A 26,268-nucleotide genomic window follows, 5' to 3' on the forward strand; every position below is an offset into this window, starting at 1 on the left:
CGGCGCCGCTTTTCATTGGTAAGGGACTGCGAACTCCCTACGGAGCAGGAGGGAGGGTATCAGGAGGGAGGGGGCAGGGGGGAACTGCGTTTTTATGGACGCGGCGGCATGGATCGGACGACACGGCTTTCGCGACCCGCCGCTATCCTCGGCGGCATGCAAGATCCTGCGAACATCCAAGCCTGGCATCGCGCGATTGCCCTGTCGGTGCGCGTGCATCGTATCTCCCGCGGCATCAAGCGCACGCTGGCGCCAGGGCTGCGCTCGCAGGTCGATCGGGCGGTGGATTCCGTCGCCTTCAACATCGCCGAGGGCGTCTCCCAGCCGAGCGATGCCGACTGCGCGCGATTTCTCAGCTACGCGATCTCATCCGCGTTCGAAGTCGAAAGCCATCTCATCCTCGCCGACAAGCTCGGGCTCAACCTCGTCGGCATCGAGGAAGCCCTCAACGAACTCCGTCAGATCCGACGCATGACGTTCAGCCTGCGCAAGTACTACGTGGAAAAGGCGAAGCGAGAAAAACCAAAGGGGCGCGACAGCGAACCGTCCGCGCCCCCCTCCACCCTCCCCCCTGACACCCTCCCCCCTGCTCACTAGGGAGTTCGCAGTTCAGAAGTCAGGCTTTTAAAAGATCCTAAGATTGATGTACTTCTTCGGATTCTTCTTCAAATCCATCACCAGCGAATCCACCCGCAGCAGCAGCGTATCCAGGCGCGCGTATACCGCCGGATCGTTCAGCAGTTTGCCGGCGGTGCCGTTGCCGTTGCTCACTTTGTCGAGCACGCCTTGCACCTGCACGTTCGTCTGCTTGAAGTCACGCGTGAGCTGCTCGAGCTGCGCCGACGTGGCCTGCAGATTCTTCACCGTCGAATCGACCTTGGTGGAATCCACGCTGGCCAGCGTGCGGCGCACGGTCTGCTGCGTGAGCGTGAGCTGCTTCGACTGTTCGGCCGTGACCGCGCTCAATTGCGCCACGAGCTTCGTGAGATCGGCCACCGTCTGCCGCACGTCCTTCACGCCGCCGCCTTCTACGAACTGCGTGCGCGCCTCGTCAGTGAGGGCGCGGATGTTGAGCGCGATCGAGTCGCCCTTGCCTAGCAACTCCGGGACACCCGGTGATCCGACTCCCGTGGGAATGGTGTCGCCTTCCGACATGTATCCCTGTCGGCCGATGATCGGCGTGAGCGCGATCAGCTGGTCGCCGAAGATGCCGTTGGCCTGAACCGTGGCCGTCGTACCGGCCGGCACCTTGTACTGCGACTGCAGCTTCAGCGCCACCGCAATCGTGCCGTCGGGAATCAGGTCGACCTTGTCGACATAGCCCACCTGCACACCAGCCAGCAGCACCGGCTGTCCTTGTTTGAGACCAGCGCCCCATTTGAAGCGGGCGAACATGGGGTAGCCGCTGGCGAGCCCGCCGCGGGCGATCCAGATCGTGCCGCCGATGCCAAGAATGACCGCCACCAGCAGGAGCAGACCGACAAGCAGTTCGTCGCGTCGTTTCGTCGTCATGTATGAAGAGAGAGCAGGCCGTCAGGCCTGAATGAATGGAGCGAGGACGGCAGCCACGAGGGCATCGAGCACCAGAATGCACACCGACGCAATGACGACGGCGAGGGCGGTGGATCGACCCACGCCCTCGGCGCCCGCTTCGGTCACGTAGCCCTCGTACGAGCAGACGAAGGAGATGGCCGCACCGAACAGGAACGCTTTGATGAGCGAGTACACCACCTGAAACGGTGTGAACGCCAAGCGAAGTCCCGCCAGGAAATCGTCGGTCCGCACGTCGGTGGCCGTGATCAGAATGGCCCACGCGCTGACAATGGCGGTCGTGTTGGCCAAAATGACCAGCGCGGGCAGCATCACAATACCGGCCAGAAAGCGGGGCAGCGCGAGATATGCCACCGGGTCGAACGACAGCGTTTCGAGCGCATCGATCTGCTCGGTCACGCGCATGGTGCCGATTTCTGCCGTCATTCGCGCACCCACCCGACCGGTCAGCACCAGCGCGGTCAGCAGCGGGCCCAGTTCGAGCACGATACTCTGTCGCGTAATCAGACCGACCACGGAGAGCTGCACGCCCGGGAACAGCTGGAAGCGCGTCTGGAAGGCTGTCACGCCGCCCAGAAAGGCGGCGACGATGATCGTGAGCAGAACCGACTCGACGCCCATCGTGCGCATCTGTCGGATCGTTTCAGGGACCCACGTTCCCGGGTCGCGCACTCCACGTACGATGTCCCGGGCGAAGTAGCCACGCTTGCCGAGCGCGCGCAGAATGCCCCCGGTGCGCCGTTCGGCCAGCCGGACCACCACGTCCATGCTCAGCATCAGGTGCGCACCCGATAGAGCAGCACGAGCGCGAACAGCCCGCACGCCACGTTGGGGACCCATGCCGCCAGGTCGGGGGGCATGAGCCCCTTACCACCGATCGCCTTGGTCAACTGAATGAGCACGAGAAAGAGAATGGTCGTGGCCAGACTGACCGCGATCCCGTAGGCGGCTCCACCGCGCTGCGAACTGGTCGCCAGCGGTGCGCCGAATAGTGCAATGATGAGACAGGTCACCGGAATCGCCAACTTCAGCATCCGTTCCACGCGCAGCAGGTTCACGTCGGCTCCCGAGCGTTCCAGCGCGGAGATGAACCGAGAAAGGTCGGCAAAATTCATCTCGCTCGGTTGCCGCTCGGTGGCCTGCAGATCCTGTGGCCTTTCCGTGAAGTGCCGATCGACGAGGGAGTCGAACGCCACGGCGCGGTCCGTGGAGTCGTTGGGGACAACGTGCACGATCCCCGACTTGAGTACCCAACCGCGATTGTCGTACCACGTGGCGTTCTTGGCCGCCACCAGCAGCCCAGGTCGCTTCACTGACCCGCGCTCCTCGATCTCCATGTTCTCCACGAAGCGCTGCTTCACGTCGAGCGTGTAGATGCGGTAGACCCGGCCTGTTTCACTGGCAAAGGCGAAGTTGTAGCGGTTGTTGTCGCGGTCCTGGCCCTTGCCGGCCAGCAACTTGAGACGCTGGGCATTGGCTGGTGGCGCGATCTCCGCGAACACCACGTCGATGCCCATGGCGATCATCGCCATGAACAGGATCGGCGCGATGAACCGGTAGAAGCTGATCCCGGAGGCTTTCGCGGCGGTAATCTCGGAATAGCGCGTGAAGGTACCAATGGAAAACACGGTGGCGAACAGCACGGCGGCCGGTAGCACCATGAACAGCGTGTCCGGAATCCAGTACACGTAGCTCAGGGCCACCGCTTTGAGCGCCAGCTTCCGCTCCGTGTACTTGCGCAGGTTGTCCACCAGATCGATCACGAACACCAGTACCGGGAAGCCCAGCGTGGTGACCGTGAAAATGCGGGTGAATTCGGCCGCCACGTACCGATCGAGCGGCGTAATGAAGCGACGGCTCACGCGCCCACCGCCGCGGCCGGTCCCTTACCTACCGTCTTCGCGGCCTGCTCCCGCTTCATCTGCGCCGCCAGCGCCCGCCGCGCGCCGCGATCCGCCCACCAGTCGCGAATCCCGCCGCCGCGCGACGTGTCGGTCGTTGATTCCACCCGCCACAACAGCACCACACCGGTCACCGTGAAAATGGCATTTGCGATCCACATCGCGATCGACGGTGGCACCAGACCCTTGTCGGCCAGTGCCTCACCACCCATCAGACACACGTAGTACAACCCGAACACGCCAATGCTGACGCCGATCGTCACCCCGACGCCACCGCGCGGGAAACGCAGCGCGATCGGTGGGCCGAACAGGACGAACACGAGGCACGCAAACGAGAGCGCGAACTTCTTGTGAATCTCCACCGTGAGGCTGTCGAGTCCTTCGCGCGACGCCACCAGCTGGGCATCGGCCGCGTTCATCGCGCCGCGATACACGGTCATGGTATCGACCGCCGGCGGAATCGGCGCCGACAGCGTCACGGCCGGCGGCGGCGTAGGGACGGGTACGCCGAGGGTGTCCTTCGTCAGCGTGTCGCCGGGCTGCGCGATGACGGGGGCGCCCTGTGGTGTGACCACGGGGGCCGGTGGCGTGGTTGACACTACCGGCGCTTGCGCCTTGGCCTTCTTGGGGAGGAACAGCGACGGCAACGTCACACAGTAGAACCGCGAAAGTCCTTCCTCGGCGGGTCGGTCGCGCGGGGCCTTGAGCGTCTTCGTGCCCGGGGCCACCAGGCGGCTGGCGTACATGATGTACTCCTGACGTACCCGCCGGAACTCCAGCGCATCGGCCGCGTACCGCCGGTGCATCTCGCACACGGTCATCTCGCGGTCGCTGCGGAAGTCGTCCTTGCTGGTGCTCTCGAAGCCGCGAGTAATGCCGCGCACCTTCACCGTCTGATCCACGAAGAAGCTGCGCTGCAGCCGCTTCGGATCACCCCGGACAAACTCCTGCGTATATCCATCGAACAGCTGCAGCAACAGATCCTGCCCATTCGCCGTCAGCGAGAACACGCCGCTGTCGGCGTAGATCGTCTTGCGCTCCGGTCCCTTGGTGAGATCGTAGATCACGACGTCGTACATCTTGTTGGTGTTCGCATCGCTGCGGGCAATCCGAATGAAGAACTGGTCCGTAATCGCATTCATCGCCTGGTCCCTCAAGGCGAGCGTCGGCTTCGTCTTCGCGATATCGTTCTGCAGAATGCGCAGCTCGTGGTTGGCGCGTGGCAGCACCTGATCGTTGAACGCGACCATCGCGATCGACAACAGGAAGGCGCACGTCAACACCGGGAGCATCAACGTGCGGACACGCACACCACTCGCCTTGAAGGCCGTGATCTCGTGTTCGGCGGCCATACGGCCGAAGGTGAACAAGGTCGCCACCAGCACAGCCATCGGCATCGTCATCGCGATGGTGAATGGCAGCGACAGGACGAAGAATTTACCGATGGCCGACCAGGGAAGTCCCTTGCCGGCGAGGTTCGCAAGCTGGCGCGCGACGTACTGCAGCATGAGCAGCGACGTCAGCGCAGACAGCGCAAACAGGAGAGGTCCGACGTGCTCGCGCACGACATAGCGGGTAACAAGCTTCACGACGTAAATTCCTTGGTGACCACCCGCATTATCAAGGGCGCGTCGGCCTAGAGTCGACAATATGCGCTCGCAGTTTTTGACCGTACGGCGGCGACAGGGTTGGCCGCTGGTACCCCACGACCGGAGTTCGGTGCGCAGGCTGCTCCAAACATGGGCACTCGCGGCATTGCCCATGGCTGGCTCCATGGCGTTGCCAATGGCGTTGCTCCCGGCCGTGTCCCTGATCGCGTTGCCGCTCGCGGCTCAACAGGTCGCCCCAAGGCCTGCACCGTTGCCCCCAGGGGCGCGTCTGGCGGCGGATACCCTACGGCTCAGGGTCCCCTCCATCCTTGGCCCTCTTGGGGTCGCTACGGCGCTGCGCCCCGATCCGGCCCGGGTTGCCGACCGCGCCGTGGCCATCGCCCGCCGACGCTACGAGGAGCGGATTCTGGCCCGGTGGGGACAAACCGTGGTCCGCGGACTCGCCGCGCCGGTGCCGGCGGCCGTGGCCGTCCGCTCCGACAGCGGCCCGACCCCGGGCGCCCTGGTGCCGCTCGTTCCGCAACGCCGGGTTGGCGCCGACGCCGCCACCCAGCTGGCGACCGACCTGCTGGGTGACATCGGAGACCTCGGGATCGCCCTCCAGTCGCGCCTCGAGTCGAAGGTGCAGCGCAGTCGCAATGAGCGATGCACCACCGCGCAGCTGACCATCCTCGGCAACAACTGTTTTGGCATTTTTCAGCCGGCGTTCGACTTTCAGTTCAACGTGCGCACCGGCGGCGTCGTCGCCGATCGCGTGTACGTGAATGTCGACTACGACTCGCAGCGCGAGTTCGATGCGTCGAACAACATCTCGGTGCGGTATCAGGGCAAATCGGACGAAGCGCTTCAGACGCTCGAAGTTGGCAATGTCACCTTCCAGCCGCCGGCCTCGCGCTTTCTCACGTCGGGTATCCCGTCGGGCAACTACGGCATCCAGGCCACCGGCCAGATCGGTCCCATGCGCTTCACGTCCATCGTGGCGCAGCAGAAGGGCAATGTCTCCAAGGATAACGTCTTCACGATCGGCGAACGCTCGCAGCAGCAGGTCGATCGTGTCATCGAAGATATTCAGGTCGAAACGCGTCGCTTCTTCTTCACCGTCGATCCGCGCTTGCTCGGTGGGTATCCCAACATCGACCTGCTGAATCGGCAGCAAATGCAACAACTCGCTGCCTCGCTCCCCGATTCGGTACGACCGGCGCGACTCTACGTGTACCGCCAGCTCATCGGCGCCGCCAATCAGAACCCACGTGGTCCGCAGTTCTCGGTGCGGGGGGCGCGCAATCCGTCACGACAGATCTATGAATTGTTGCGCGAGAATGTTCACTACTATGTCGATCCCTCGCAGCTCTGGATCGCGCTGGTGCGCCCGCTCAATCCCAACAACGAGCGGCTCGTCGTCGCGTACGAAGTCAACATCAACGGCGCGCCTGGGCGCAACGTGAATACCGGCGGAACACCCGACATCGAATTCACCGCCGAGCCACAGTACGCGAATCTGCTCTGGGAACCCGAACTGCAGCCCACCAACAGCGCGTACTTCCTGCGCGAACTGAAGTCGGTGTACCGCCTCGGCGGCGAAGATCTGCAGCGCCAGACGATCAAGCTCAAACTCGTGACCGGCACATCAGGCGATCAGGAAAAGCCGATCGATCCCTCGCGCGGTGAAACGTATCTACAGCTGTTCGGCCTTTCGCAGGCCACCAACTCGGCGGCCTTCGACGTGGAGAATCGCGTGTGGCCGCGTCCCAATGATCCGAACACGCTGGCGTCGTTCGCCGGCGGCAATGGACAGCAGAAGCTGATCCGCGACTACTTCGTGTTCTATCCGTCGCTGCAGCCGTTTGCGCGCGGTGGGCTCGCCCAGCCGCTGGCCAATCCTGCCAACGATACGCTGTACCGCTATCCCAATGAGTACCTGTATTCGGCGCAGCGCCCGCAGGCCATCTATCGCATGGTGGCAAGCTACCTCTCCGAGGGCGGCGGCAGCACGCAGTCGATCAAGCTGAGCACCATCCAGGTACGGCCCAACTCGGAGCGCGTGTCGCTCGATGGTCGCCTGCTCACAAAGTCGACGGACTACGAGATCGACTACGATCTCGGCATGATCACCTTCAACCGCCCGGATACCCTGTTCGCCACGCCGCGACAGGTGTCGGTGCGTTACGAGGAGAATCCACTGTTCGCGGCGGCACCCACCACGATTCTGGGTTTCGCGTCGCAGTTCCCGTTGGAAAATGGCCAGCTGGCGTTCACCGCGATCTCGCAGAGCCAGCGCTCGGGGTTCAACCGGCCGCCGCTGGGCTTCGAGCCGGTCGGCTCGCTGGTGGCCGGCGTTACCGGCAACCTCGCGTGGGACGCTCCGCTGCTTACCCGTGCGCTCGGAAAGCTGCCGTTCAAGCAGAGTACCACGCTGTCGCGCGTCAGTGTGCAGGGCGAGTTCGCGATGAGCAAGCCGCAGCCCAATGCGGCGGGGCAAGCGTACATCGAATCGTTCGAGGGTGAAGGTGCCATTCCCGGCATCTCGCTCTCCGAAGGCGCCTGGTACTACAGTTCGCGGCCGTCGCTCGGCAACACGTTGGCCACGCGCTTCGGGAGCAGCACGTTTTCGGTGAATCGCGCCGCGACGATGGCGTTCCAGAACAACGGCGTCGATGTGGCCGGCAATTTCATTCAGTTCAACATCCAGCAAATCGATCCGTCGGTGCGCATCGTGGGCAGTGGTGTGCAGTCGCCCGAGCAGTTGTTCTGGATGACGCTGTATCCGCTCAAAACCGGCGGCATCTTCGATTTCGAACCCGGTACGGCGAAGCGCCGCTTCGCCTGGACGGTCGGCGACAACAGTCTGGTGGGGAACACGCCGTCCGGTCGTCGCTGGCGCTCCTTGCGCACAGTCATCAACCCCAGTGGCGCCGATCTGTCGCGCACCGAAAATATCGAGTTCTTCGCACTCGTACAGTCCGAGCAGTCGAAGGTGAAGCGCAATCCTACGCTGGTGTTCGACTTCGGCGAGATCAGCGAAAACAGCGTGGCGTTCGCACCTGAAACGCTTATCGTGAATTCGCCGGTGCGTCCAGGACTTCCCGCCGACTCCACCTACAAAGGCAAGCGGCTCGTGGGCTTCGATCGGTTCGACTCCGAACGTGATCCGTTTTCGCGCGCCTTCAATGCGGCGGAGAACGACAAGGGCCTGCCGGGCGACGTGGCCGATACGATCGTGGTGGTAAATCGCACCGGACCGACGCCGGTGATCTCCACGCAGAACAAAGTCGCCATCTGCACACAGGCCGTGCAGATCGTGCAGGTGCTCGGCGACAGCCGCGCCAATTGCGGGGCGCGCAACAACCGGCTCGACGAAGAAGACATCGATCTCGACGGTCAGTTGAACATCCCCAACGCAGCGATCGACCAGGAGCAGTACAAGCGCTTCGTGGTCGACCTCGCCGATACGAAAAACTGGACGCGCGTGGGCAAGTGCTACCAGCAGCAGGATTCGACGGTGAACGGCGTGGTGAGCGACTCGTTGTGCTGGGTGCAGGTGCGCATCAACTGGCGAGCGCCGGCTGAAGAGCAGAACAATCCGAACGATCGGCGCGTGCGCGCGTTGCGACTCACGATGGTGTCGAGCGCGGAGTCGGCCGATGATGCCTTCGTGCGCGTGGCGCTCACGCGGCTGAAGCTGGTGGGCGCGCCGTGGCTCAAGCGCGGTGCAGAGCCGTTGTCGGGTATGGCGGGCGACTCGGCCGGCGTGGTGGGTGGCTACGTGATTGCCAGTGTAATCGGGACGCTCGATTCCACCTCGCTGGTGCCGTATACACCGCCGCCAGGCGTGGTCGAGGCACCGGAGAACAGACAGTCCGGCTACGAGAACAACCGACTTCAGGTCAACGAGCGCGCGCTCCGGCTGCAGGCGGGTATTCCCGGCCGTCAGTTCCGCGCGTTCGATCGCGCCGAAGCGTTCTTCCGATTCCAGGAGGGTACCAAGACCTTCATGGGCTACAAGACGCTGCGCTTGTGGATGCGCGGCCGTGGCAACGGCTGGGGCCAGAGCGGCGAGTTGAACGGCTACGTGAAAATCGGCCGAGACGAAAACAACTTCTACATGTATCGCACGCCGGTGAACGCCGGCGCGGGTCTCAGTGCGTGGGAGCCCGAAGTCCGCGTGGACCTACAGAAATTCCAGATCCTGCGCGCGCAGCTCGAGAACAACTTCCTGAAGGGCTCCACCGATTCGGTCTCCTGTTCCGGCGCTGACCTCGAGTTGATCCGTCGCTCTGGCTTACCGCGTGGCGTGGCCGTGCGTCGTTATGCCGTCTGTCAGGATGGTTATATCGTGTACAGCGCCGATCCCACCGTCACGCCGCCCAACTTGGCCGGCGTGCAGGAAATGGCGGTCGGACTGGTGCGCGTGGACAGTGTGCCGCGCGGCGGCACGGGCATTATGAGCAACGACACGCTCGAACTGTGGATCAACGACATTCGTCTCACTGATGTCGTGGATGACATCGGATTCGCCGGCGAGCTCGGTCTTGCCGTGAACGCTGGTGATCTCGCTGACTTCCGCATGAACCTCAGTCGTCGCGATCCGAACTTCCGGCAGCTCAATGAAACGCCCTCGTTCCTTACCACGAGTGGCGTCAGCGTGGGCACCACGCTGCACCTCGAGCGCATGTTGCCCTCGCGACTCGGCATCGTGATGCCCTTCAGCGTCGACTACGCCGGCTCCGGCGTCAATCAGCTGTTCATCAATCGCACCGACGTGCGGGCCAGTGGCATCGAAGGATTGCGCAATCCGAGCGATCGGCGCGTGAACTACTCGTTGGCGCTGCGACGGGCGACGCCGATGGGCGGTGGGTGGTATGCACCGCTGGTGAACGGACTCGCGCTCAACGGCACGTGGTCGAACGCCGCGTCACAGAGCGCGTTCCAGAAGGCCACGAACAGCGCGTACGCGCTCGGTGCGTCACTGAATCTCTCCGATGACCGCCGCGAGTCGAAGCTGCCGCGCGTGGTCGATGTGCTCTTCGGCATTTTGCCGCGCGGGCTCCGTGAAAGCGATGCGATTCGCAACTTCCGTGGACAGCGGTTCCGGTGGTCGCCGACCGCGTTGCGCCTGTCGAGCTCCATGGCGCGCCAGGCCAATTCGAGTACGTCGTTCACGAAGGCGGCTGAGTCGCCGACGGATACGGGGCAGGTCGCGAGCGGACTCACGCATTTCTGGCAGAACAGCGGTACGCTGGAGTTCCGTCCGTCGGCCGGTCTCACGGCCTCCATGAACGCGCGTCAGCTGCTCGATCTGCGCGACTACCGCACCACGTCGGTATTGCCGGACAGCACCGACCGTGGACAGGCGGCGGCCGCCGAGCGGTTGCAGGTGCTGGGTACGACGCTCGGACTCGAGCGTGAACGGTCGCTCACCTCCGCGATCCTGTTTCAGCCCACGCTCGCCGTGTGGCTGCGGCCGCGCCTCGACTTCAACTCCTCGTTCAACCTGAACAAGGATCCGAACGCCCGCGCGCTGCTGCGTGAACAGGACTCCACGGGCGCGTATCGATTGCCCAAGCGACTCGGTGCCGCGCAGACCTTGAGCACCGGGACCACGTTCGACTTCGGTCGCCTGATCACCATGCGCACGAAGGAGAAGACGCTGGTGAATCGTCTAGGGCGAATCTTCGCGCCCATCGATGTGTCCTGGCAGCAGAGTCTCACGTCGAACTATGACAATACCGCCTTCATTCCCGGGTGGGGCTATCAGCTGGGATTGGGCGGCATTCAATCGTTCCGTGGACTCGATACGCGGTTGGCCACCACGGCCGGTCGCTTACGTCGCGCCACGGCGACGGGCTCGCTGAATCTGCCCTTTTCGCTCACCGTGCAGTCGCGGGTCGAGAACGGCACGACCGAAACGTGGACGCGGCGTACCTTCGACGGTTTCCAGGCCGTCATCACCAGTACGCAGCTGGTAAAGCCCGACTATTCCGTGCGCTGGAGCTGGCGGCCGGTACGACTGCGGAAAGTGATCACGATGTTGAATGTGAACGGGCGCTATCTCGTGAGCGAGCAGGAAACGACCATCCCCAACGAAACCGGTGGCTTGGCCGATCGTAGTCGCACCACGGCCCGCAGTCAGCCGCTATCGGGCGCGATCACCTGGGCGTTCCTGGGCGGACTCACCACCAACGCATCGCTCGATCGCACGCACCGCGAAGATAGTCGCCCCGGCTCGCTCACCAACGGCGACACGCGACGCGTGTCCTTCGATGTGGCTCGGCGCTTCAAGGTGCCGAAGCGGTTTACGACACGGAACGCGACCGTGCGCACGTCGCTGTCGTACCAGAGCGAAGAGTCGCAGTCGATCGTGCAGGGGTCGTCGTCCACCAACGCCGCAGGTGAGGTGGTCACGATTCCGCCCTCGGTGCTCACCGACAACGGCCGACGCGCGTTCAACTTCAACGCCGACACGGATCTGTCTGAACTGCTCACCTTCAGCCTCACCGGATCGCGGGTCGTGAACTTCGACCGCAATTTCAACCGGCAGACGTCGAATCTGATCTTCAGCGCGGTGCTGCAGCTCCGCTTCTTCGCGGGCGATCTGAAGTAACTCCGGCGTTCCGGCGCGTGATATAGATGATATCGGCGTCGCGCGGGTTACCACCGCGGCGCCGACGGTCACTACCGTGGCACCATGCCCACGCCCGCGGAACGTCAGGCGCTCCTGTTTCTCGCGGCCGTCGCCGTGATCGGCGGCGGCGCGCGGGCGGTGAGTACCCGCCAACTGGCTCGCGACGTCGCCGAGGCAGAGCAGGGGCCGGCCCCCAGCGCCGATCTCGCCACGCGTGCCCTCGATGCCCAGATCGCCGCGGTCGACTCCGCCCGTCGCACGAGCAGCTCGCAGAAGCCGACGTCGCGAACGGGATCAAGGCGGAAGGTGAAGCGGTCGACACTGGAAAGCGGACAACGGCCGGATCCAGTGCTGGCGATCGACGTCAACGAGGCGTCGGCCGAAGAGCTGGAGCGGCTGCCACGAGTGGGCCCTGCGCTCGCCGCCCGCATCGTGGCGTGGCGCGAGAAGAACGGTCCGTTCGAGTCTTTGGAAAGCCTCCGTCACGTGCGTGGCATCGGGCCGGCGACGGCACGGCTGCTCGCACCTCTGGTGACGTTTTCCGGGCGGCACAGTCCATCCCAAAGTGAGGCACCTGCCTCGCCAGCCCCCCGCGCCTCGTACGTGCTTTAGCCGAAATCAGTACACATGGCTGCTCCTGCTGCACCACTCTCCGGTCGAGCCACCGAACGGCTCGGCGATCTCCTCGTGAAAGAGGGGCTACTGACGCGTGAACAGCTGGCCAAGGCGCTGCAGGAGCAGTCCAATACGCCCGGCCAACGTATCGGGCTGACCGTCGTCAAGATGGGCATGGTGCCGGAAACGGAAGTCGTGCGTATGCTCGCCCGACAGTACCGCATGCCGGCCGTCGACCTATCGCGCTTCGAGGTGGATACCCGCCTGTTGAAGCTGATCCCGGCCGAGTTGGCGTCGAAGCACACGGTGCTGCCGCTCAAGCGCGACGGACGACAGCTGACGGTGGCCATCGCCGATCCGACCGCCATGTCGGTGATCGACGATCTCAAGTTCATCACGCGCTACGATATCGTTCCCGTGCTGGCGGGCGAGTATTCGATGCGTGCGGCGATCGAGAAGCACTACGAAGCGAATGAAGTCCACATGCAGACGCTGCTGCAGGACATCGCGGCGGCTGAGGAAGACGATGTCGAAGTCCTTGAGGCCCAGGAAGACGCCCAGGACGCCAGTGTGTTGGCGGCGCAGGTTGATGAAGCACCCGTCGTCAAGCTCATCAACGCCATCCTCGTCGATGCCGTGCACAAGGGCGCCTCGGACATCCACTTCGAGTGCTTCGAACACGAACTGCGGGTGCGCTATCGCATTGACGGCGCGCTGGCCGAAGTGATGAAGCCGCCCCTGAAAATGCGCGCGGCGCTGATCTCGCGTTTCAAGATCATGGCCTCGCTGAACATCGCCGAGCGTCGCGTGCCGCAGGACGGCCGTATCAAACTGAAGGTGGGCAAGAAGGTCATCGACTTCCGCGTCAGCGTGCTGCCCACGCTGTTCGGCGAGAAGGTCGTGCTGCGAATTCTCGACAAGGGCAACCTCACGCTCGATCTCGAGAAGTTCGGTATCGAGCCGCGCGCCGAACGCGAGCTGATGGAAGCCATCTCGAATCCGTACGGTATGGTGCTGGTCACGGGCCCCACCGGCTCCGGCAAGACGACCACGCTGTACTCGGCGTTGTCGAAGATCAACAACGGCGACACGAACATCATGACCGCCGAGGATCCCGTCGAGTACAACCTCTTCGGTATCAATCAGGTGCAGGTCCGCACCGAGATCGGCATGACCTTCGCGGCCGCGCTGAAGGCATTCCTGCGGCAGGACCCGAACGTCATCATGGTCGGCGAAATCCGAGACCTGGAAACGGGCGGCATCGCCATCAAGGCCGCGCTCACCGGCCACATGGTCATGAGCACGCTGCACACGAACTCCGCGCCCGAAACGATCACACGATTGCTGGACATGGGTCTTGAGCCGTTCAACGTGGCCTCGGCGCTCAACCTGATTTTGGCGCAGCGACTTGTGCGCCGCGTCTGCAGCAAGTGCAAGGTGAAGTACGAGCCGGATGCGGCGGAGTTCGCCGGCGCCAAGGTGAAGGCTACGACGACCATGCGCGAGCTCAAGTTCACCGATGAAGCGCTCGACAATGCCAAGTCTCGCGCCACGCCGGAAGCGGTGCCGTTCCTGACGAACCTGTCGCTCGACACCACGATCGGCGAACTGCCCTACTTCAAGGGGCACGGCTGCGACGCCTGCGGCGGTACGGGGCTCAAGGGCCGTCAGGGTCTGTATGAAGTGATGTTCCTGACCCAGACGCTCAAGAAGCTGGTGATGCAGAACGCGGACGTGCAGGTCCTGCGCAACGCCGCGATCGATGAGGGCATGCTGTCGCTCCGCATGGACGGCTGGCTCAAGGTGCTCAAAGGCGTGACCACGCTCGATCAGGTCATCCGTGAAACAGCAAGTTGAGTTGGTGTGACGGTGGGGTTTCCTCTTGCCGTAACGCTCGTCCACATCCGGGACGCCAGTTGACGCCCCGTTCACGACTGCCCGCGCGATGACCGCTCCCGCTCAGACACCCGTATCCCTGCGCACCCTGCTCGATGAAATGATCGAGCGGGATGCCTCCGATCTGCACATTTCGGCCGGTGACCGGCCGAAGCTGCGGGTTGATGGCGATATCGTGAACTCCAGCATCGAACATGTGCTCACGCCCCGGGACACGCTGCAGCTGGCGTACTCGGTACTTACGGAAAACCAGAAGAAGCGATTCGAAATGGAGGACGAGCTCGACTTCTCGTTCGGCATCGCGAATCTCTCCCGATTCCGCGGCAACGTGTTCAAGCAGCGCGGCTGCGTGAGCATGGTGATTCGTTGCATTCCGTTTCACATCAAGACGTTCAACGATCTCAATCTCCCGCCGGTGATTGCCGGCTTCGCCGACCGTCCGCGTGGCCTCGTGCTCGTGACGGGCCCCACCGGCTCCGGCAAGAGCACCACGCTCGCAGCGATGATCGACAAGATCAACACCGAGCGTCGCGGGCACATCATCACCGTCGAAGATCCGATCGAATTCATTCATCGGCATCGCAACTGCATTATCAATCAGCGCGAAGTCGGCGCCGACACCAAGAGTTTTGCGTCGGCCCTCAAGTACGCGCTTCGTGAAGATCCCGATGTCATTCTGATCGGCGAAATGCGCGACCTGGAAACGATTCAGGCTGCGCTCACCATCGCGGAAACGGGCCACTTGGTGTTCGCCACCTTGCACACCAACAGTGCGGCCGAAGCGATCAATCGCATCATCGACGTCTTCCCGGCGCACCAGCAGAGTCAGGTCCGGGCGCAGCTCGCGTTCACCCTCGAAGGCATCATCACGCAGGTGTTGCTCCCCAAGATCAGTGGACGCGGCCGGGCGATGGCCGCGGAAATTTTGGTGATGACACCGGCCATGCGCGCGCTCATTCGCGACGACAAGGTGCACCAGATCTACTCGCTCATGCAGGCCGGTAAGAAGTTCGGCATGCAGACGATGAACGATGCGCTGTACCAGTTGTATGTGTCGCGCCAGGTGAGCGCCGACGAGTGCCAACGCGCCTCGGGCGATCCCAACGAGTTCCTGCGCATGATCGGCAAGGGACCGACCGACGACAATCTGTCGGCACCGCCGCCGGCCAACCGTTCCGGCGACCGCGCCGTGGCCGGCAGTCTGGGCCGACGGTAATTCCTGAACACTGTTTCTGACGCTGTTGTAGTGGTTCTCCGCACTTTGACTACCTGATACCATGCCTACGTTCACCTACACCGCGCGCGGCACCAACGGCGAGCTCAAATCCGCCACGATCGACGCGCCCAGTCGCGACGACGCGGTTGCCCAGCTTCGGCGCCAGCGTCTCACGATCATCAAGGTCGACGAGTCGCGATCGACGCCGAAGAAGACCGGTGGGTCGATCGGCATGCGCGACATCGTGATCTTCACGCGCCAGTTCTCCACCATGATCAACGCCGGCCTGCCGCTCGTGCAGGCGCTCGACATCCTGGCGCGCCAGAGCGAGAACAAGGCGCTGGCCGCCGTGGTGCGTGAAGTGGTGTTCGATGTCGAGTCGGGCAACACGGTGGCCGACGCGATGCGCAAGCATCCCAAGGCCTTCAGCGACCTGTACACCAACATGGTCGCGGCCGGCGAAGCGGGCGGTATTCTCGATACCATCCTGAACCGCCTCGCGATCTTCATGGAAAAGAACGACGCCCTCGTTCGTAAGGTGAAGGGCGCCATGATCTATCCTACGGTCATCCTCTGCGTGGCCGGCTTGTGCGTGGTCATTCTGCTCTGGAAGGTCATCCCGGTATTCAGCAGCATGTTCGACAGCGTGGGCATGGAACTGCCGCTGCCCACGAAGGTCGTGATCGGGCTGTCGCATTTCCTGACCACGTATTGGTGGGGCATCCTGATCTCCGGCGCCGGCGCAGCGTTCTTCACGAAGCGCTTCTACGCCACCCCCGGCGGTCAATTGGTGATCGACAAGTTCCTGCTCAAGGTGCCCGTGCTCGGCGACGTGCTCCGCAAGTCGGCCGTGTCGCGCTTCACCCGTACGCTGGGCACGTTGATTTCATCCGGCGTGAGCATCCTCGACGGCCTCGAAATCACCGCCCGCACGTCGGGCAACCGCGTGGTGCAGGACGCCATCATGGGCAGCCGCGCCAGCATCGCCGGCGGTGACACGATCGCCGGTCCGCTGCAGAAGTCGGAAGTGTTCCCGCCCATGGTGATCAGCATGATCGCCGTCGGTGAACAAACCGGTGGTTTGGATGAAATGCTCAGCAAGATCGCCGACTTTTATGATGACGAAGTCGACGCGGCCGTCAGTGCGTTGCTCTCGCTGCTCGAGCCGGTCATGATCGTGTTCCTCGGCGTCGTGGTGGGCGGTATGATCGTCGCGATGTACCTGCCGATCTTCGACATGGTGAACGCGGTGAAGTAAGGGTGGGTGTGACGTACGCTCTAATGCGCCTTTGACATCAGTTCTGACGCTCAATCGACAACTTCTCGAATTCTGTCGACACATCGACGAAAGGCGACTCTCACCGTGGTGGGAGTCGCCTTTCGCCTATTCAGTATTCGTGGCGGGCGGAGGCGAACGGGCAAGGAAAGAGACGGCGGGTGCGCACGATGGAACTGCAGCCAGGGTCAGGAAAGGAACCGCTGCCGTCGTTCGGCGCGATCAGGACGCCGGTGGACGCCCGTGGACGCCGCCCGACCCTGCATCCATCTTCCAGTCGACAGCGAACCCTTGGTCGTCCGCGCCAACGCCGCAGGCCAGCAACCTGGCGCCGTAGGTTTGTCGTGTCTCCCACCGCAATCGCCCATGCCTGTCACTCGCCGCTTTGCCCTCCTCCCGCTCTGCACGCTCGCGGCAGCCCTGCTCGCAGCGCTCCCCTCGACAGTCGTCGCGCAATCGTATCAGCCGGTGTTGTCGCCCACCCCAGGTGACAGCGGAGCGACGGCGGAGATCACGCGCCATCCGAACGGTCAGCTCGCCAAGCGGGTCTTCCGCAAGAACGGCAAGCCGCACGGTTTGTGGCAGGAGTGGGACGTCGCGGGGCGCGTCACGTACGCCGCCGACTGGCGCGATGGCGAAGGGGAGGGACTGTGGTTGTACTTCCATCCCAACGGCGTTGTACGCGAGCGCGGCTACGTCGCGGGCGATGTGTGGCACGGACCGAGCGAGGGTTGGCACGCCAACGGACAGAAGTCCAACGAGGGTACCTTCGTGCGCGGCAAGAAGGCAGCGCCCTTCCGCTACTGGCGCGAGGACGGCGCGCCGCGCGGCCCCTGGATGGAGTTCCTGACGCCCGCCCGCGCGCCGGTGGCCGTGCTCAACGAAGGCTGGCCCGCCGGATTCAACGCGTGGGACATCACCCTCAGCCATGATCTCGAGCTGCTGTTCGTCGGCACCGGCGACAACGCGGGCAACAACCGCCGGATCATGATGCGTCGCTGGCAGCAGAACGCGTGGCAGCCGGTCGCACTCGCGCCGTTCGCCGACACGACCGCCACCGAAGGCACGCCGGTCGTGAGCCCCGACGGCGAATGGGTGTACTTCAGCAGCACGCGTCACGTGGCCACAGAGCCCAGCAACACCAAGCGCGAACTCTACCGCGCCTCACGGGCCTCGGGTTGGAAAGCCGTCGAGCGCATCACCTACACCCCCACCTACGGCGAAGTCTCACTCTCCCTCGCCCGCGACGGGCGGGGGGTGATGTGGAGCGGTAAGCCCGATGGTTCCGCGCCCACCGGGCTGTACGAAGTGCGATTGGAAACCAACACTACGCCCGACGCGTCGTCGCCAACGCCGCGCGTGGTGATCGTCGCCGACCTCACGTCGCTGCACACAACGGACACCTCAGGCGAAGCGTTCCCGGTGTTGTCGCCGGACGGCGCATTCCTGCTCTTCTCCAACTACGACATCGACGGCGCGGCGACGAAGGAGGATCTGTTCATCACCCGCCGCACCAACACCGGCTGGTCCGCACCGCAGCGCCTGACACGTGGCGTGAACACGTCAAACGATGAGAAGCCCGTGCAGCTGCTCGATGAGGGACGGGTGTTGCTGTTCAGTTCACCGCGCGCGGAGAAAGCGCCGCTGTATCGTGTCTCGCTCGATGCGGTGCTGCCGCCGGGGCGCTATTGATCCTCTCCTATTCCAAAAATCGAAACGTTCAAGCGTGTGTGCCATTCAATCTGTTTGCCCGTCTCGCCTGATACGTGTGCCATCTTAGCGATTGACGGCCTTACCGCGCGCTCCGTGCCGCCCTACGTTACGCGTTGCGCGACTTGCAGCGCGCGCGTTTTGCTCCATAGTTTCTCAAGGTCGCCCAAGCCGGAGTGAGCGTGCCGCCGTCGCTTTCTACTGATCAGTCACTCCTCGCCGAGAATGCCGCGCTGCGCGCGCGCTTGGACGAGGTGGAAGTGGCGTTGCGTCGCAACGAAGCGCTGTTCTCCACGATCATCGAGCAGGCGCCGGGCGGCGTGTATGTGGTGGACGCGCAGTTTCGTGTGGCGCATATGAACGCGCAGACGCGGCCGTACTTCGCCGCGGTACAGCCGCTGATCGGGCGCGATTTCGATGAAGTGATGGAGATCGTGTGGGGACCGGAGATCGGGCCGCAGATCGCGAACATCTTCCGACACACGTTGGCAACGGGCGAGCGCTACGTGTCGCCGCGCTTCTCGGAGCAGCGCTACGACATTGGCGTGGAGCAAGCGTTCCAATGGGAGGCGCAGCGCATCGCCCTGTCGAACGGGCAGCTTGGGGTAGTGTGCTATTTCCAGGAGATCACCGCGCGAGAGCGCGCCGAGGCGGCGCTGCGCGACAGTGAGGAACGTTTGCGGCTGGCGATTGTCGGCTCGGATTTGGGAACGTGGCATTGGGACCTGCGCACGGGAGCGATGGAGTGGTCAGAGCGGTGCCTCACGATGTTCGGTATCCCGCTGCGCACCACAATGACCTACGAGACCTTCCTCGGCGCGCTGCATCCCGCGGATCGCGCGCGCGCCGACGAGGCCGTGCAGGGCGCGTCGCAGGACGGCTCGGAGTTCCGCATCGAGTGCCGTACCGTCTGGCCCGATGGCAGTGAGCATTGGGTGGTCTCGCTCGGCCGCGGCTACACCGACGTCGATGGCGCGACAACCCGCATGGGAGGCATCGCCTATGACATCACCGCACGCAAGCGCGTGGAGATGGCGCTGCAGGAAAGTGAGCAAAACTATCGGGCGCTGACAACGGCCACCTCCGAGGTGGCCTACCGCATGTCAGCGGATTGGTCCACGATGATGCCGCTGGACGGACGCGACTTGGTGCCCAGTTCGGATGCGCCGCTCGCCGACTGGGCGTGGCTGTTCCAAAACGTCCCGACGGACGAGCACAAGCGCGTGAGGCAGGCGATCAGGGAAGCCATCGCCAAACAGGCGCTGTTTCAGTTGGAGCATCGCGTCCGCCGTCCCGACGGCTCCGTCGGCTGGACGCTGTCTCGTGCCGTGCCAATTCTCGATGCGAACGGAACCATCACCGCATGGTTTGGCACCGCGAGCAACATCACCGATCGCCAGAGCGCACAGGATAGCCTCAGAGCCAGCGACGCCCGCAACTCGTACCTTGTGATGTTGGCTGACACCCTGCGCCCGCTGTCGGACCCCATCAAGATTCAGGTCGAAGCGAGTCGCGTCTTGGGCGAGCGGCTCGGCGCCAACCGGGTGGCGTACTTCGAGGTGCACGGGGACGACTTCGTCGTCCAGCGCGACTACACCAGCGCGGCCCCGTCCATCGTGGGGGCACACCCCGTCGCGTCGTTCGGACCAGGGCTCCTGGCCGTGTACCGGAGCGGCCGCACTGCGGCCGAGCCGGACGTGAACGTTCTGCCGTTAACGCCGAGTGAGATGGCAGCGTACGCTAGCCTGCAGATTCGCGCCTACATTGGCGTTCCGTTGATCAAGGCTGGGCGGTTCGTGGCGGGCCTTGCGGTGCATACCGACAGCGTGCGGACGTGGAGGCCGGCGGAGATCGCGATGGCAGAGGACACCGCCGAGCGCACGTGGGCTGCGGTTGAACGGGTGCGCGCCGAGGAAGCGCTGCGCGCGAGCGAGGCTCGCCTGAGCGGTGTTCTGCGCCACTCGCCGGCGGGCATCGTACAGACTGACGCCCAAGGCTCTATGATACTGGTCAACCCGCGCTGGTGTGAGATGTTGGGCCACGCCGAGGCAGAACTCCTGGGCCGGACCTTCCTCGAGTTCACGCACCCCGCGTGCGTCGACGCGAGCGCGACGGCATTCGGTCGCATGGCTGCCGGTGGACCGGATATCGTGATCGAGAAGGATTACTTCCGCAAAGACGGCTCGGTGCTTCACGCGCAGAGCCACGGCACCGCCATCCGGTCTTCCACCGGCGAGTTCCTCGGGATGATCGCGGTTGTGCTGGACATCTCGGAACGCCTTCGCTCCGAAGCGGAGTTGCGCCGGCTCGCGACCAACCTGTCCGAAGCCGATCGGCGGAAGGACGAGTTCCTGGCGACGCTCGCCCATGAACTGCGGAACCCGTTGGCCCCGATCCGCAACGGTTTGGAAATCATCAAGCTCGCCCAGACCGATGCCAGAATGCTGGAGAAGGCAGGCGCGATGATGGAGCGACAGGTCGAGCAGATGACCCGGCTGATCGACGACCTGATGGATGTGAGTCGCATCAGCCAGGGGAAGATTCAGTTGCGGAAGTCGATTATGCCGTTGGCCGATGTCGTGCAGAGTGCTGTGGAAAGCAGCCGCGCGCTGATCGATGCTCAGGGTCACGACCTCGTCGTGGACGTGCCGACCGAAGCCATTTACGTCGACGGTGACTTCGTCCGGCTTTCGCAGGTGATCGCCAACCTGCTCAACAACGCGGCCAAGTACACGCGCCGGGGCGGACGCATTCGGCTGGCGGTCGAGCACCAAAACGTCGACGCAGTGGTGAGCGTGGAGGATAACGGAGAAGGCATTGCCTTCGACAAGTTGTCTCAGGTGTTCGACATGTTCACGCAGATCGACGGCTCGTTGGAGAAGTCGCACGGCGGACTGGGCATCGGCCTATACATCGTGAAGCGGCTGGTGGAGCTGCACGATGGCAGCATTACCGTCGAAAGCGGCGGTTCTGGAGCAGGGAGCCGGTTTGTCGTGCGCCTTCCAGCGGCATTGGCCCAAGGTGCCAACGGTCCGGTCGACCACACCCGTGGGCCGAGGGGCACGCCGGTGCGGCGCCGCATCCTGGTGGTCGACGACAACCACGACGTGGCGATCAGCTTAGCCGAGTTGTTGCACGTCATGGGGAACAACACCAAGGCGGCTTTCGACGGGGAGCAGGCCTTGATCGCAGCCGAGGCATTCCGTCCAGACGTCATCGTGATGGACATCGGCATGCCGAAGATGAACGGCTACGACGCGTGTCGCCGCATCCGGAGTGAGCCGTGGGGACACAACATCGTCATCATTGCCCAGTCCGGCTGGGGGCAGGAAGACCAAATACGTATGTCGCAGGAAGCTGGGTTCACGTCGCACCTGGTGAAGCCGGTCGATCCCGCTGCCCTGGACAGGTTACTGGCCGATTTGCCGGCGACGATTGGGTGACATCCGTGCGGTCAAGCAGAGGCCCGCAAGCGTCGTGGTGGGTACGAGGCGCGCCCGGTCCGACGAGTGCGGAGGCCGAGCGAAAGACACACCATCGCGCATGGGCGCCGTCGAAGTGAGGAACTCGCGGTGCTGCTCACACGCGGTCGGTGCAGGTTTTCGCGCGCACCCCGATCAAGCGACACAGTCTGGTGATCTCACGCGAGAGCCCCGCGGGACTGTCGGCGAGCAATGCCTCGCGGAGCGCGGGGAGCGAGGCACTGATAGACGTCGCCATGGCAGCTGCACGGGCCGTGAGTACGCCGGGCGCGAGCTGCAGCGCCGACTCCAGTCGTCTCCAGTCGTCCTGCGACACGGCGGCCGCCTCGTACTCGCCGCCGATGTGCATCGCGAGCTTGGCGGTCGAGATTTCCTGGTGGCTTGCAACGCCAAGCGCCGAGGCCACGTCGTAGAATGGCGCCAGGGCGGCGACGCCGTCCGCGCCGATGAGCAGCGAGTAGTTGCGGGCATGCGCGTCGGTGCCCACCACGAGCCAGTTGAACAGGATCATGTCGAGGAACTGGGCGATATCGTGCAGCGGATCGCTGGCGTGCGTACGCAACGCGCCAACGATGTCGACGATCCCGGGCGCACCGGCCAGCTGATACTTGAGATGCGGCGAGACGCCAAGTGTCTGGCAGAGGTCTTCTTGGTGCCGCCGTCGCCACACGCCGTGCTCTCGTACGCGGTCGTAGCGCGTGATCTGGAGCATCCAGTGAGCGCCGACGGCGAGGGGGGCGACTTCAGCCGTGATCAGGCCCACCGCGCGCGCGAGCCGCATCGTTGCGAGTTCCGCGACCAGAAAGCGCGGTAGGCCGCCGAGCGGCCGCTTCAGAATGTGCGTTGTCGGAATCCGCCCGCGTGGCACGCCCCATCGCCCCTCTTCATGGTACAGCGCGATCTTTGGCTGCGCGCCGGCCAGACTGAAGTAGCCCGCGTCGCCGATCAAGCGGAACGGCGCGTCGGGTGCCTCGAGTGCCTGCACGCGCGTGAGGAGCTCGTCGTCCGAGAGCCAGGCGATCCCGTCCGCGTGGCCGCTCGCCAACAGCTCTATACGTTCGGGGTGCACGAACTGAATCGCGCCCGGGCAGTCCTCGCCGACGACCCTCAGGAGGCCGAATAGATCGGTGTCGGCCAACCCGTGATCTCGCGCTAGGCGGTCACGGACGGCGGTCCGATCCGGCAGGTATGCTTCGATGACCGCGGCGACCGCGTCATGCGCATGCTGCGGTGTGACCAACGGCAAAGACAGCGACAGCGGGAAGGCGCCTTTGGCGGACCGCCACGCCGGCGCGTACGTGAGCGTCAGCTTCCCGCTCCGCGCACGTTCAATGAGGCCCATTACGCGGCCCGCGTACATCGCGATGAGCGTGGTCTCGGTGTTTGCGGTGCCCGGCGCTTTGGCTCCAGCCGCCGACGTCATGATTTCCGCGGCGCGGCGGTGACGGCGCGCTGCTCCTTCCGGAGTTGCGCCGCGTCGGGCGCATCCACCGGTGATGGGACGTCGTTCCATCCAGGGATGGCCACGGTGCGCGCGGCCTTGGGACGGCCGTGGACGGGAGAGCGTGTCAGGCGGGACTTCGTCACGGCGCTCGCTCCGTCCGCAGGCGGGTACGAGGCCTTGGGGGCCTGCAGCAGCCAGTTGGCGGCCGTTGGCTCCGGCGTCGCGTCGGGCGCGTCTGCGGAGTCCCGCACCTCGAGCGTGACGCCGACCGCGAGAAGCGCCCGCAGCGTGAGCCCGAGCTCCACGCCCGCTCTCCCCGCCTCGAGCCGCTGCACCCACTGCCGTGAGGCGCCAATCATGTCGGCCAGGTGCGTCTGAGTCAGTCGTCGCCGGCGCCGGGCCTCGCGCACCGCCGTTCCGATCTCCGTCGTGGTGTGCAGCCGCATGCGAGGCCCTCAGGCATTGGCACGCCGCTTCCCATGTGGAGATGCGTCTCGTGCCTACGTACACGTACAAATGTACTGAAGTCATAAATAATAGGCAAATACAAAATGGTATAGTTCATGGGCATATGAGCGATGCCCTCGCACATGAGCGCGCGCGGTGCCGAAGGCGACTGGTTGTGAACCGTCAATTGGTGTGATCCACCTCCGCCAATCGGCACTTGCGAGCGACGGTTCCGCGCAGCTAACGCGAGCCATCGAATCATTCCCGCCCTTTCGACGGCGGAATGCCACCGAAGTCGGGCCGGGTATCGCAGCTGTCGCTCGTGGGTACGCGACGCCATCCCCCACCGCCGATTTGCGCCGCTGTCTAAGTTGAGCGGGTCCCCCCCCACCAGGAATACAAATGCGCGACCGCTTCCGCCGAGTGGTGATCCGCACCGCTGCCGTCTCCGCTGCTATCTGGGCTGCCGTCATCATTTCCATAGCAGTCGCCCTGCCGACGCAGCTCACCGCCCAGCGCCGTCCCGGCGTAGCCATGGGCTTCTACACCACCACCGGGCTGCTCACCGGCGAAGTCGAGGGAGGCTCGGTCTCCTCCAGCACTGCGCAGGCCGAGGCGCCGACTTTCGCCCTGTCGGCGCTGCTGACGGCCCCCCTCAAGCGGATGCCCAAGCGCGCCTGGATCGTCGGGCTGCGCGCCACGCCGCTCAACCTGGGCAACAATGGATCCTGCTACATCATCCGCGGCAGCGCCGACTGTCAGAATCGCCGTTTCGAGGAGCAAGCGCAGCTCCTGACCGGCGGTGCCGTCGATATCCGCTCCACCGTTTTGCGCGTCATGGTCGGCCCCGCGCTGTTCCGCGTCGAAGGGCAGGGTGGGCGAGTCGGCACCGCGGTGCGCCTCGACTTGGCGGCCCCACGATTGCGCGGCTCCACGCCCACAATCTTTTACACCGGCACCTTCCTCGGCAGCCAGCGCGGCGAGTCGCTCTCGATCGGGACGCTGGGCATCGGCTTCCGCTGGGTGCGCAAAAAATAGCATAAGGCCGGGAACTAAAATATTGACCAATAGTATGAATGAATAGTATATCTGAATATCGTCAGTTACTCACCGCGAGGTCCGATGAAGACCCATCTGTTCTACATCCTGCTTTCCGTGGCCGCCGAGCCACGATACGGCACGGCCATTCAGGAGGACGTGCGTAGCCTCAGTGACGGCAGCGTGCGTCTCTGGCCCGCCACGCTGTACGGCTCGCTCGAAGAACTGGTGCGCGTGGGCTGGATCGAAGAGGTGGGCGACGACGACCGTCCCGAGGGCGGATCGGGACGCGAACGCTTCTATCGCATGACCGGCAGCGGGCGTACCGCCCTCGAAACGGAAAGCGCTCGACTCGACGCAATGGCCCGCCTCGCGCGGGCGCGGCTCGCACCGCGGGTGATCGGCGCATGAACCATCCCCAGAGTTCTGAACTGCGGCATCCAATGTGGCGTCGCGTATATCGCCTATTGTCGATTGCCATGCCGAGCGCGCTTCGCGACAAGCACGGCGCGGCTATGGCCGAGCTGTTTGTGCGGGAACTCGAACGTAGCGCCGGCGATGGCCGCGCGGCGGTGACGTGGACCGCCGCCGTGGGCCTCGGCGATTTGGTGCGACGTGGACTCTATGAGCGCGTCGTGGAAGAGCGGACGGCACTGAACGCGCCGAACCGACAGCTGCTCTGGCAATTGGGCAAGGGATACGTCGTGGCTTTGGTCGCGTTGACGGGTGTGCTACTCGCGACATACGCGTGGCGGCATGTCGAGCGCTGGAGCGCGCACGCGATTTCACTGACCACGCTGGTCGAGCTCCTCGCCTTTGCGATTCCATTTACCGCGGCACTCACGCTGCCGATGGCGACGTTCATTGCCGTGCTCGCGACCGCGAGTCGATCCGCGGACACGAACGACCGCGCCGTACGGCTCCGACTGACACCGCTGATCGGACTGGCCTCGGCACTCGCCGTGTTCGCCTTCGCGTGGAACGCCGAGGTGGTCCCCCGCGCCAACGCACGGCTCGTGGTGCTGCAGACCGGACGGCCGAACAGTGCGCCCACTGATCGCATCATGACGTTGAGCGAACTGCGTACGGCGTCACGGCGCGCGATGCAGCAGCACGGCGCGAACCCAACCCCCGCGCACCTGGAGACGATCGCGAACTACGACATCGAGATCCACAAGAAACCCGCGATCGCGGCGGCGTGTATCGTCTTGGCGCTGTTGGCATTCGGCATTGCACGCCGCGTGCGGCGCGCCGGCGTGGTCGCGCAGGTGCTGGCGAGCGGGGTGGTGTTCACGGTCTACTACGTGATCATCATGGCTGGAGAAGCGCTGGCCGCGCGGCTCGTGCTGCCACCGATGCCGGCCATGTGGAGCGCGAACGTGGTGATGCTGGGCTTGGCGCTGCTCGCGATGCGACGACGGCGGGTCGCGACGGACTGGTGAAGCGTTGCAACTGAACGT

At 64.3% G+C, this 26,268-nt stretch carries 17 protein-coding genes; 11 read left to right on the forward strand and 6 right to left on the reverse strand.

What is annotated here, in order from left to right; genetic code table 11:
* The first annotated feature begins 156 nt into the window (after positions 1–156).
* Positions 157–597: a four helix bundle protein gene (locus tag RMP10_RS10120; protein WP_310570180.1), complete on the forward strand. Its 441-nt coding sequence runs from the start codon at positions 157–159 to the stop codon at positions 595–597.
* A gap of 27 nt (positions 598–624) precedes the next feature.
* Here RMP10_RS10120 and RMP10_RS10125 read toward each other — a convergent pair whose 3' ends face one another.
* From RMP10_RS10125 to RMP10_RS10140, 4 genes are read right to left on the reverse strand one after another with little or no spacing between them, the layout of a single operon-like run.
* A complete protein-coding gene (locus RMP10_RS10125) occupies positions 625–1,512 on the reverse strand; it encodes an MlaD family protein (protein WP_309673422.1) in 888 nt (295 codons plus the stop codon).
* A 21-nt stretch (positions 1,513–1,533) separates the two neighbouring features.
* Entirely contained in the window at positions 1,534–2,328 is a 795-nt protein-coding gene (locus RMP10_RS10130) for an ABC transporter permease (RefSeq protein ID WP_309673420.1), read from the reverse strand.
* On the reverse strand, positions 2,328–3,413 hold the full coding sequence (locus RMP10_RS10135; protein ID WP_310570181.1) for an LptF/LptG family permease: 1,086 nt from the start codon (positions 3,411–3,413) through the stop codon (positions 2,328–2,330). Before RMP10_RS10135 ends, RMP10_RS10130 begins: the two co-directional genes overlap by 1 nt.
* Complete coding sequence (locus RMP10_RS10140; protein ID WP_310570182.1) at positions 3,410–5,041, reverse strand: LptF/LptG family permease; 1,632 nt, start codon at positions 5,039–5,041, stop codon at positions 3,410–3,412. The genes RMP10_RS10135 and RMP10_RS10140 overlap by 4 nt, the downstream gene beginning before the upstream one ends.
* A gap of 172 nt (positions 5,042–5,213) precedes the next feature.
* On the opposite strand from RMP10_RS10140, the gene sprA reads away from it, so the two are divergent.
* The 7 genes from sprA to RMP10_RS10175 all read left to right on the forward strand — a co-directional run bounded on the left by sprA (position 5,214) and on the right by RMP10_RS10175 (position 21,840).
* Positions 5,214–11,663, forward strand: a complete 6,450-nt coding sequence (gene sprA, locus RMP10_RS10145; RefSeq protein WP_310570183.1) for a cell surface protein SprA — start codon at positions 5,214–5,216, stop codon at positions 11,661–11,663.
* 84 nt (positions 11,664–11,747) lie between these two features.
* The gene (locus tag RMP10_RS10150) at positions 11,748–12,296 is read left to right on the forward strand and encodes a helix-hairpin-helix domain-containing protein (RefSeq protein ID WP_310570184.1); all 549 of its coding nucleotides are present in this window, start codon (positions 11,748–11,750) and stop codon (positions 12,294–12,296) included.
* Positions 12,297–12,311: 15 nt separating this feature from the next.
* Positions 12,312–14,156 carry an ATPase, T2SS/T4P/T4SS family gene (locus RMP10_RS10155; RefSeq protein WP_310570185.1) on the forward strand — a complete coding sequence of 615 codons (1,845 nt, stop codon included), beginning with the start codon at positions 12,312–12,314 and terminating at the stop codon, positions 14,154–14,156.
* Between the two features lie 88 nt (positions 14,157–14,244).
* The gene (locus RMP10_RS10160) at positions 14,245–15,411 is read left to right on the forward strand and encodes a type IV pilus twitching motility protein PilT (protein WP_310570186.1); all 1,167 of its coding nucleotides are present in this window, start codon (positions 14,245–14,247) and stop codon (positions 15,409–15,411) included.
* 61 nt (positions 15,412–15,472) lie between these two features.
* Positions 15,473–16,669 carry a type II secretion system F family protein gene (locus RMP10_RS10165; RefSeq protein ID WP_309669134.1) on the forward strand — a complete coding sequence of 399 codons (1,197 nt, stop codon included), beginning with the start codon at positions 15,473–15,475 and terminating at the stop codon, positions 16,667–16,669.
* 384 nt (positions 16,670–17,053) lie between these two features.
* The gene (locus tag RMP10_RS10170; RefSeq protein ID WP_310570187.1) at positions 17,054–18,379 is read left to right on the forward strand and encodes a hypothetical protein; all 1,326 of its coding nucleotides are present in this window, start codon (positions 17,054–17,056) and stop codon (positions 18,377–18,379) included.
* Between the two features lie 200 nt (positions 18,380–18,579).
* A complete protein-coding gene (locus RMP10_RS10175) occupies positions 18,580–21,840 on the forward strand; it encodes a PAS domain S-box protein (protein WP_310570188.1) in 3,261 nt (1,086 codons plus the stop codon).
* Positions 21,841–21,976: 136 nt separating this feature from the next.
* On the opposite strand, the gene RMP10_RS10180 is transcribed toward RMP10_RS10175, so the two are convergent.
* A complete protein-coding gene (locus RMP10_RS10180; protein ID WP_310570189.1) occupies positions 21,977–23,302 on the reverse strand; it encodes a HipA domain-containing protein in 1,326 nt (441 codons plus the stop codon).
* On the reverse strand, positions 23,299–23,769 hold the full coding sequence (locus RMP10_RS10185; protein WP_310570190.1) for a helix-turn-helix domain-containing protein: 471 nt from the start codon (positions 23,767–23,769) through the stop codon (positions 23,299–23,301). Before RMP10_RS10185 ends, RMP10_RS10180 begins: the two co-directional genes overlap by 4 nt.
* Positions 23,770–24,172: 403 nt before the next feature.
* On the opposite strand from RMP10_RS10185, the gene RMP10_RS10190 reads away from it, so the two are divergent.
* From RMP10_RS10190 to RMP10_RS10200, 3 genes are all read left to right on the forward strand, one after another.
* Positions 24,173–24,808: a hypothetical protein gene (locus RMP10_RS10190; RefSeq protein ID WP_310570191.1), complete on the forward strand. Its 636-nt coding sequence runs from the start codon at positions 24,173–24,175 to the stop codon at positions 24,806–24,808.
* 84 nt (positions 24,809–24,892) lie between these two features.
* Positions 24,893–25,219 (forward strand): PadR family transcriptional regulator, encoded by a 327-nt coding sequence (locus tag RMP10_RS10195; protein WP_310570192.1) that lies wholly within the window; start codon positions 24,893–24,895, stop codon positions 25,217–25,219.
* On the forward strand, positions 25,216–26,250 hold the full coding sequence (locus RMP10_RS10200) for an LptF/LptG family permease (RefSeq protein ID WP_310570193.1): 1,035 nt from the start codon (positions 25,216–25,218) through the stop codon (positions 26,248–26,250). Before RMP10_RS10195 ends, RMP10_RS10200 begins: the two co-directional genes overlap by 4 nt.
* The last annotated feature ends 18 nt before the right edge of the window (positions 26,251–26,268 follow it).

The sequence above is a fragment of the Gemmatimonas sp. genome (assembly GCF_031426495.1).
GTDB lineage: Bacteria > Gemmatimonadota > Gemmatimonadetes > Gemmatimonadales > Gemmatimonadaceae > Gemmatimonas.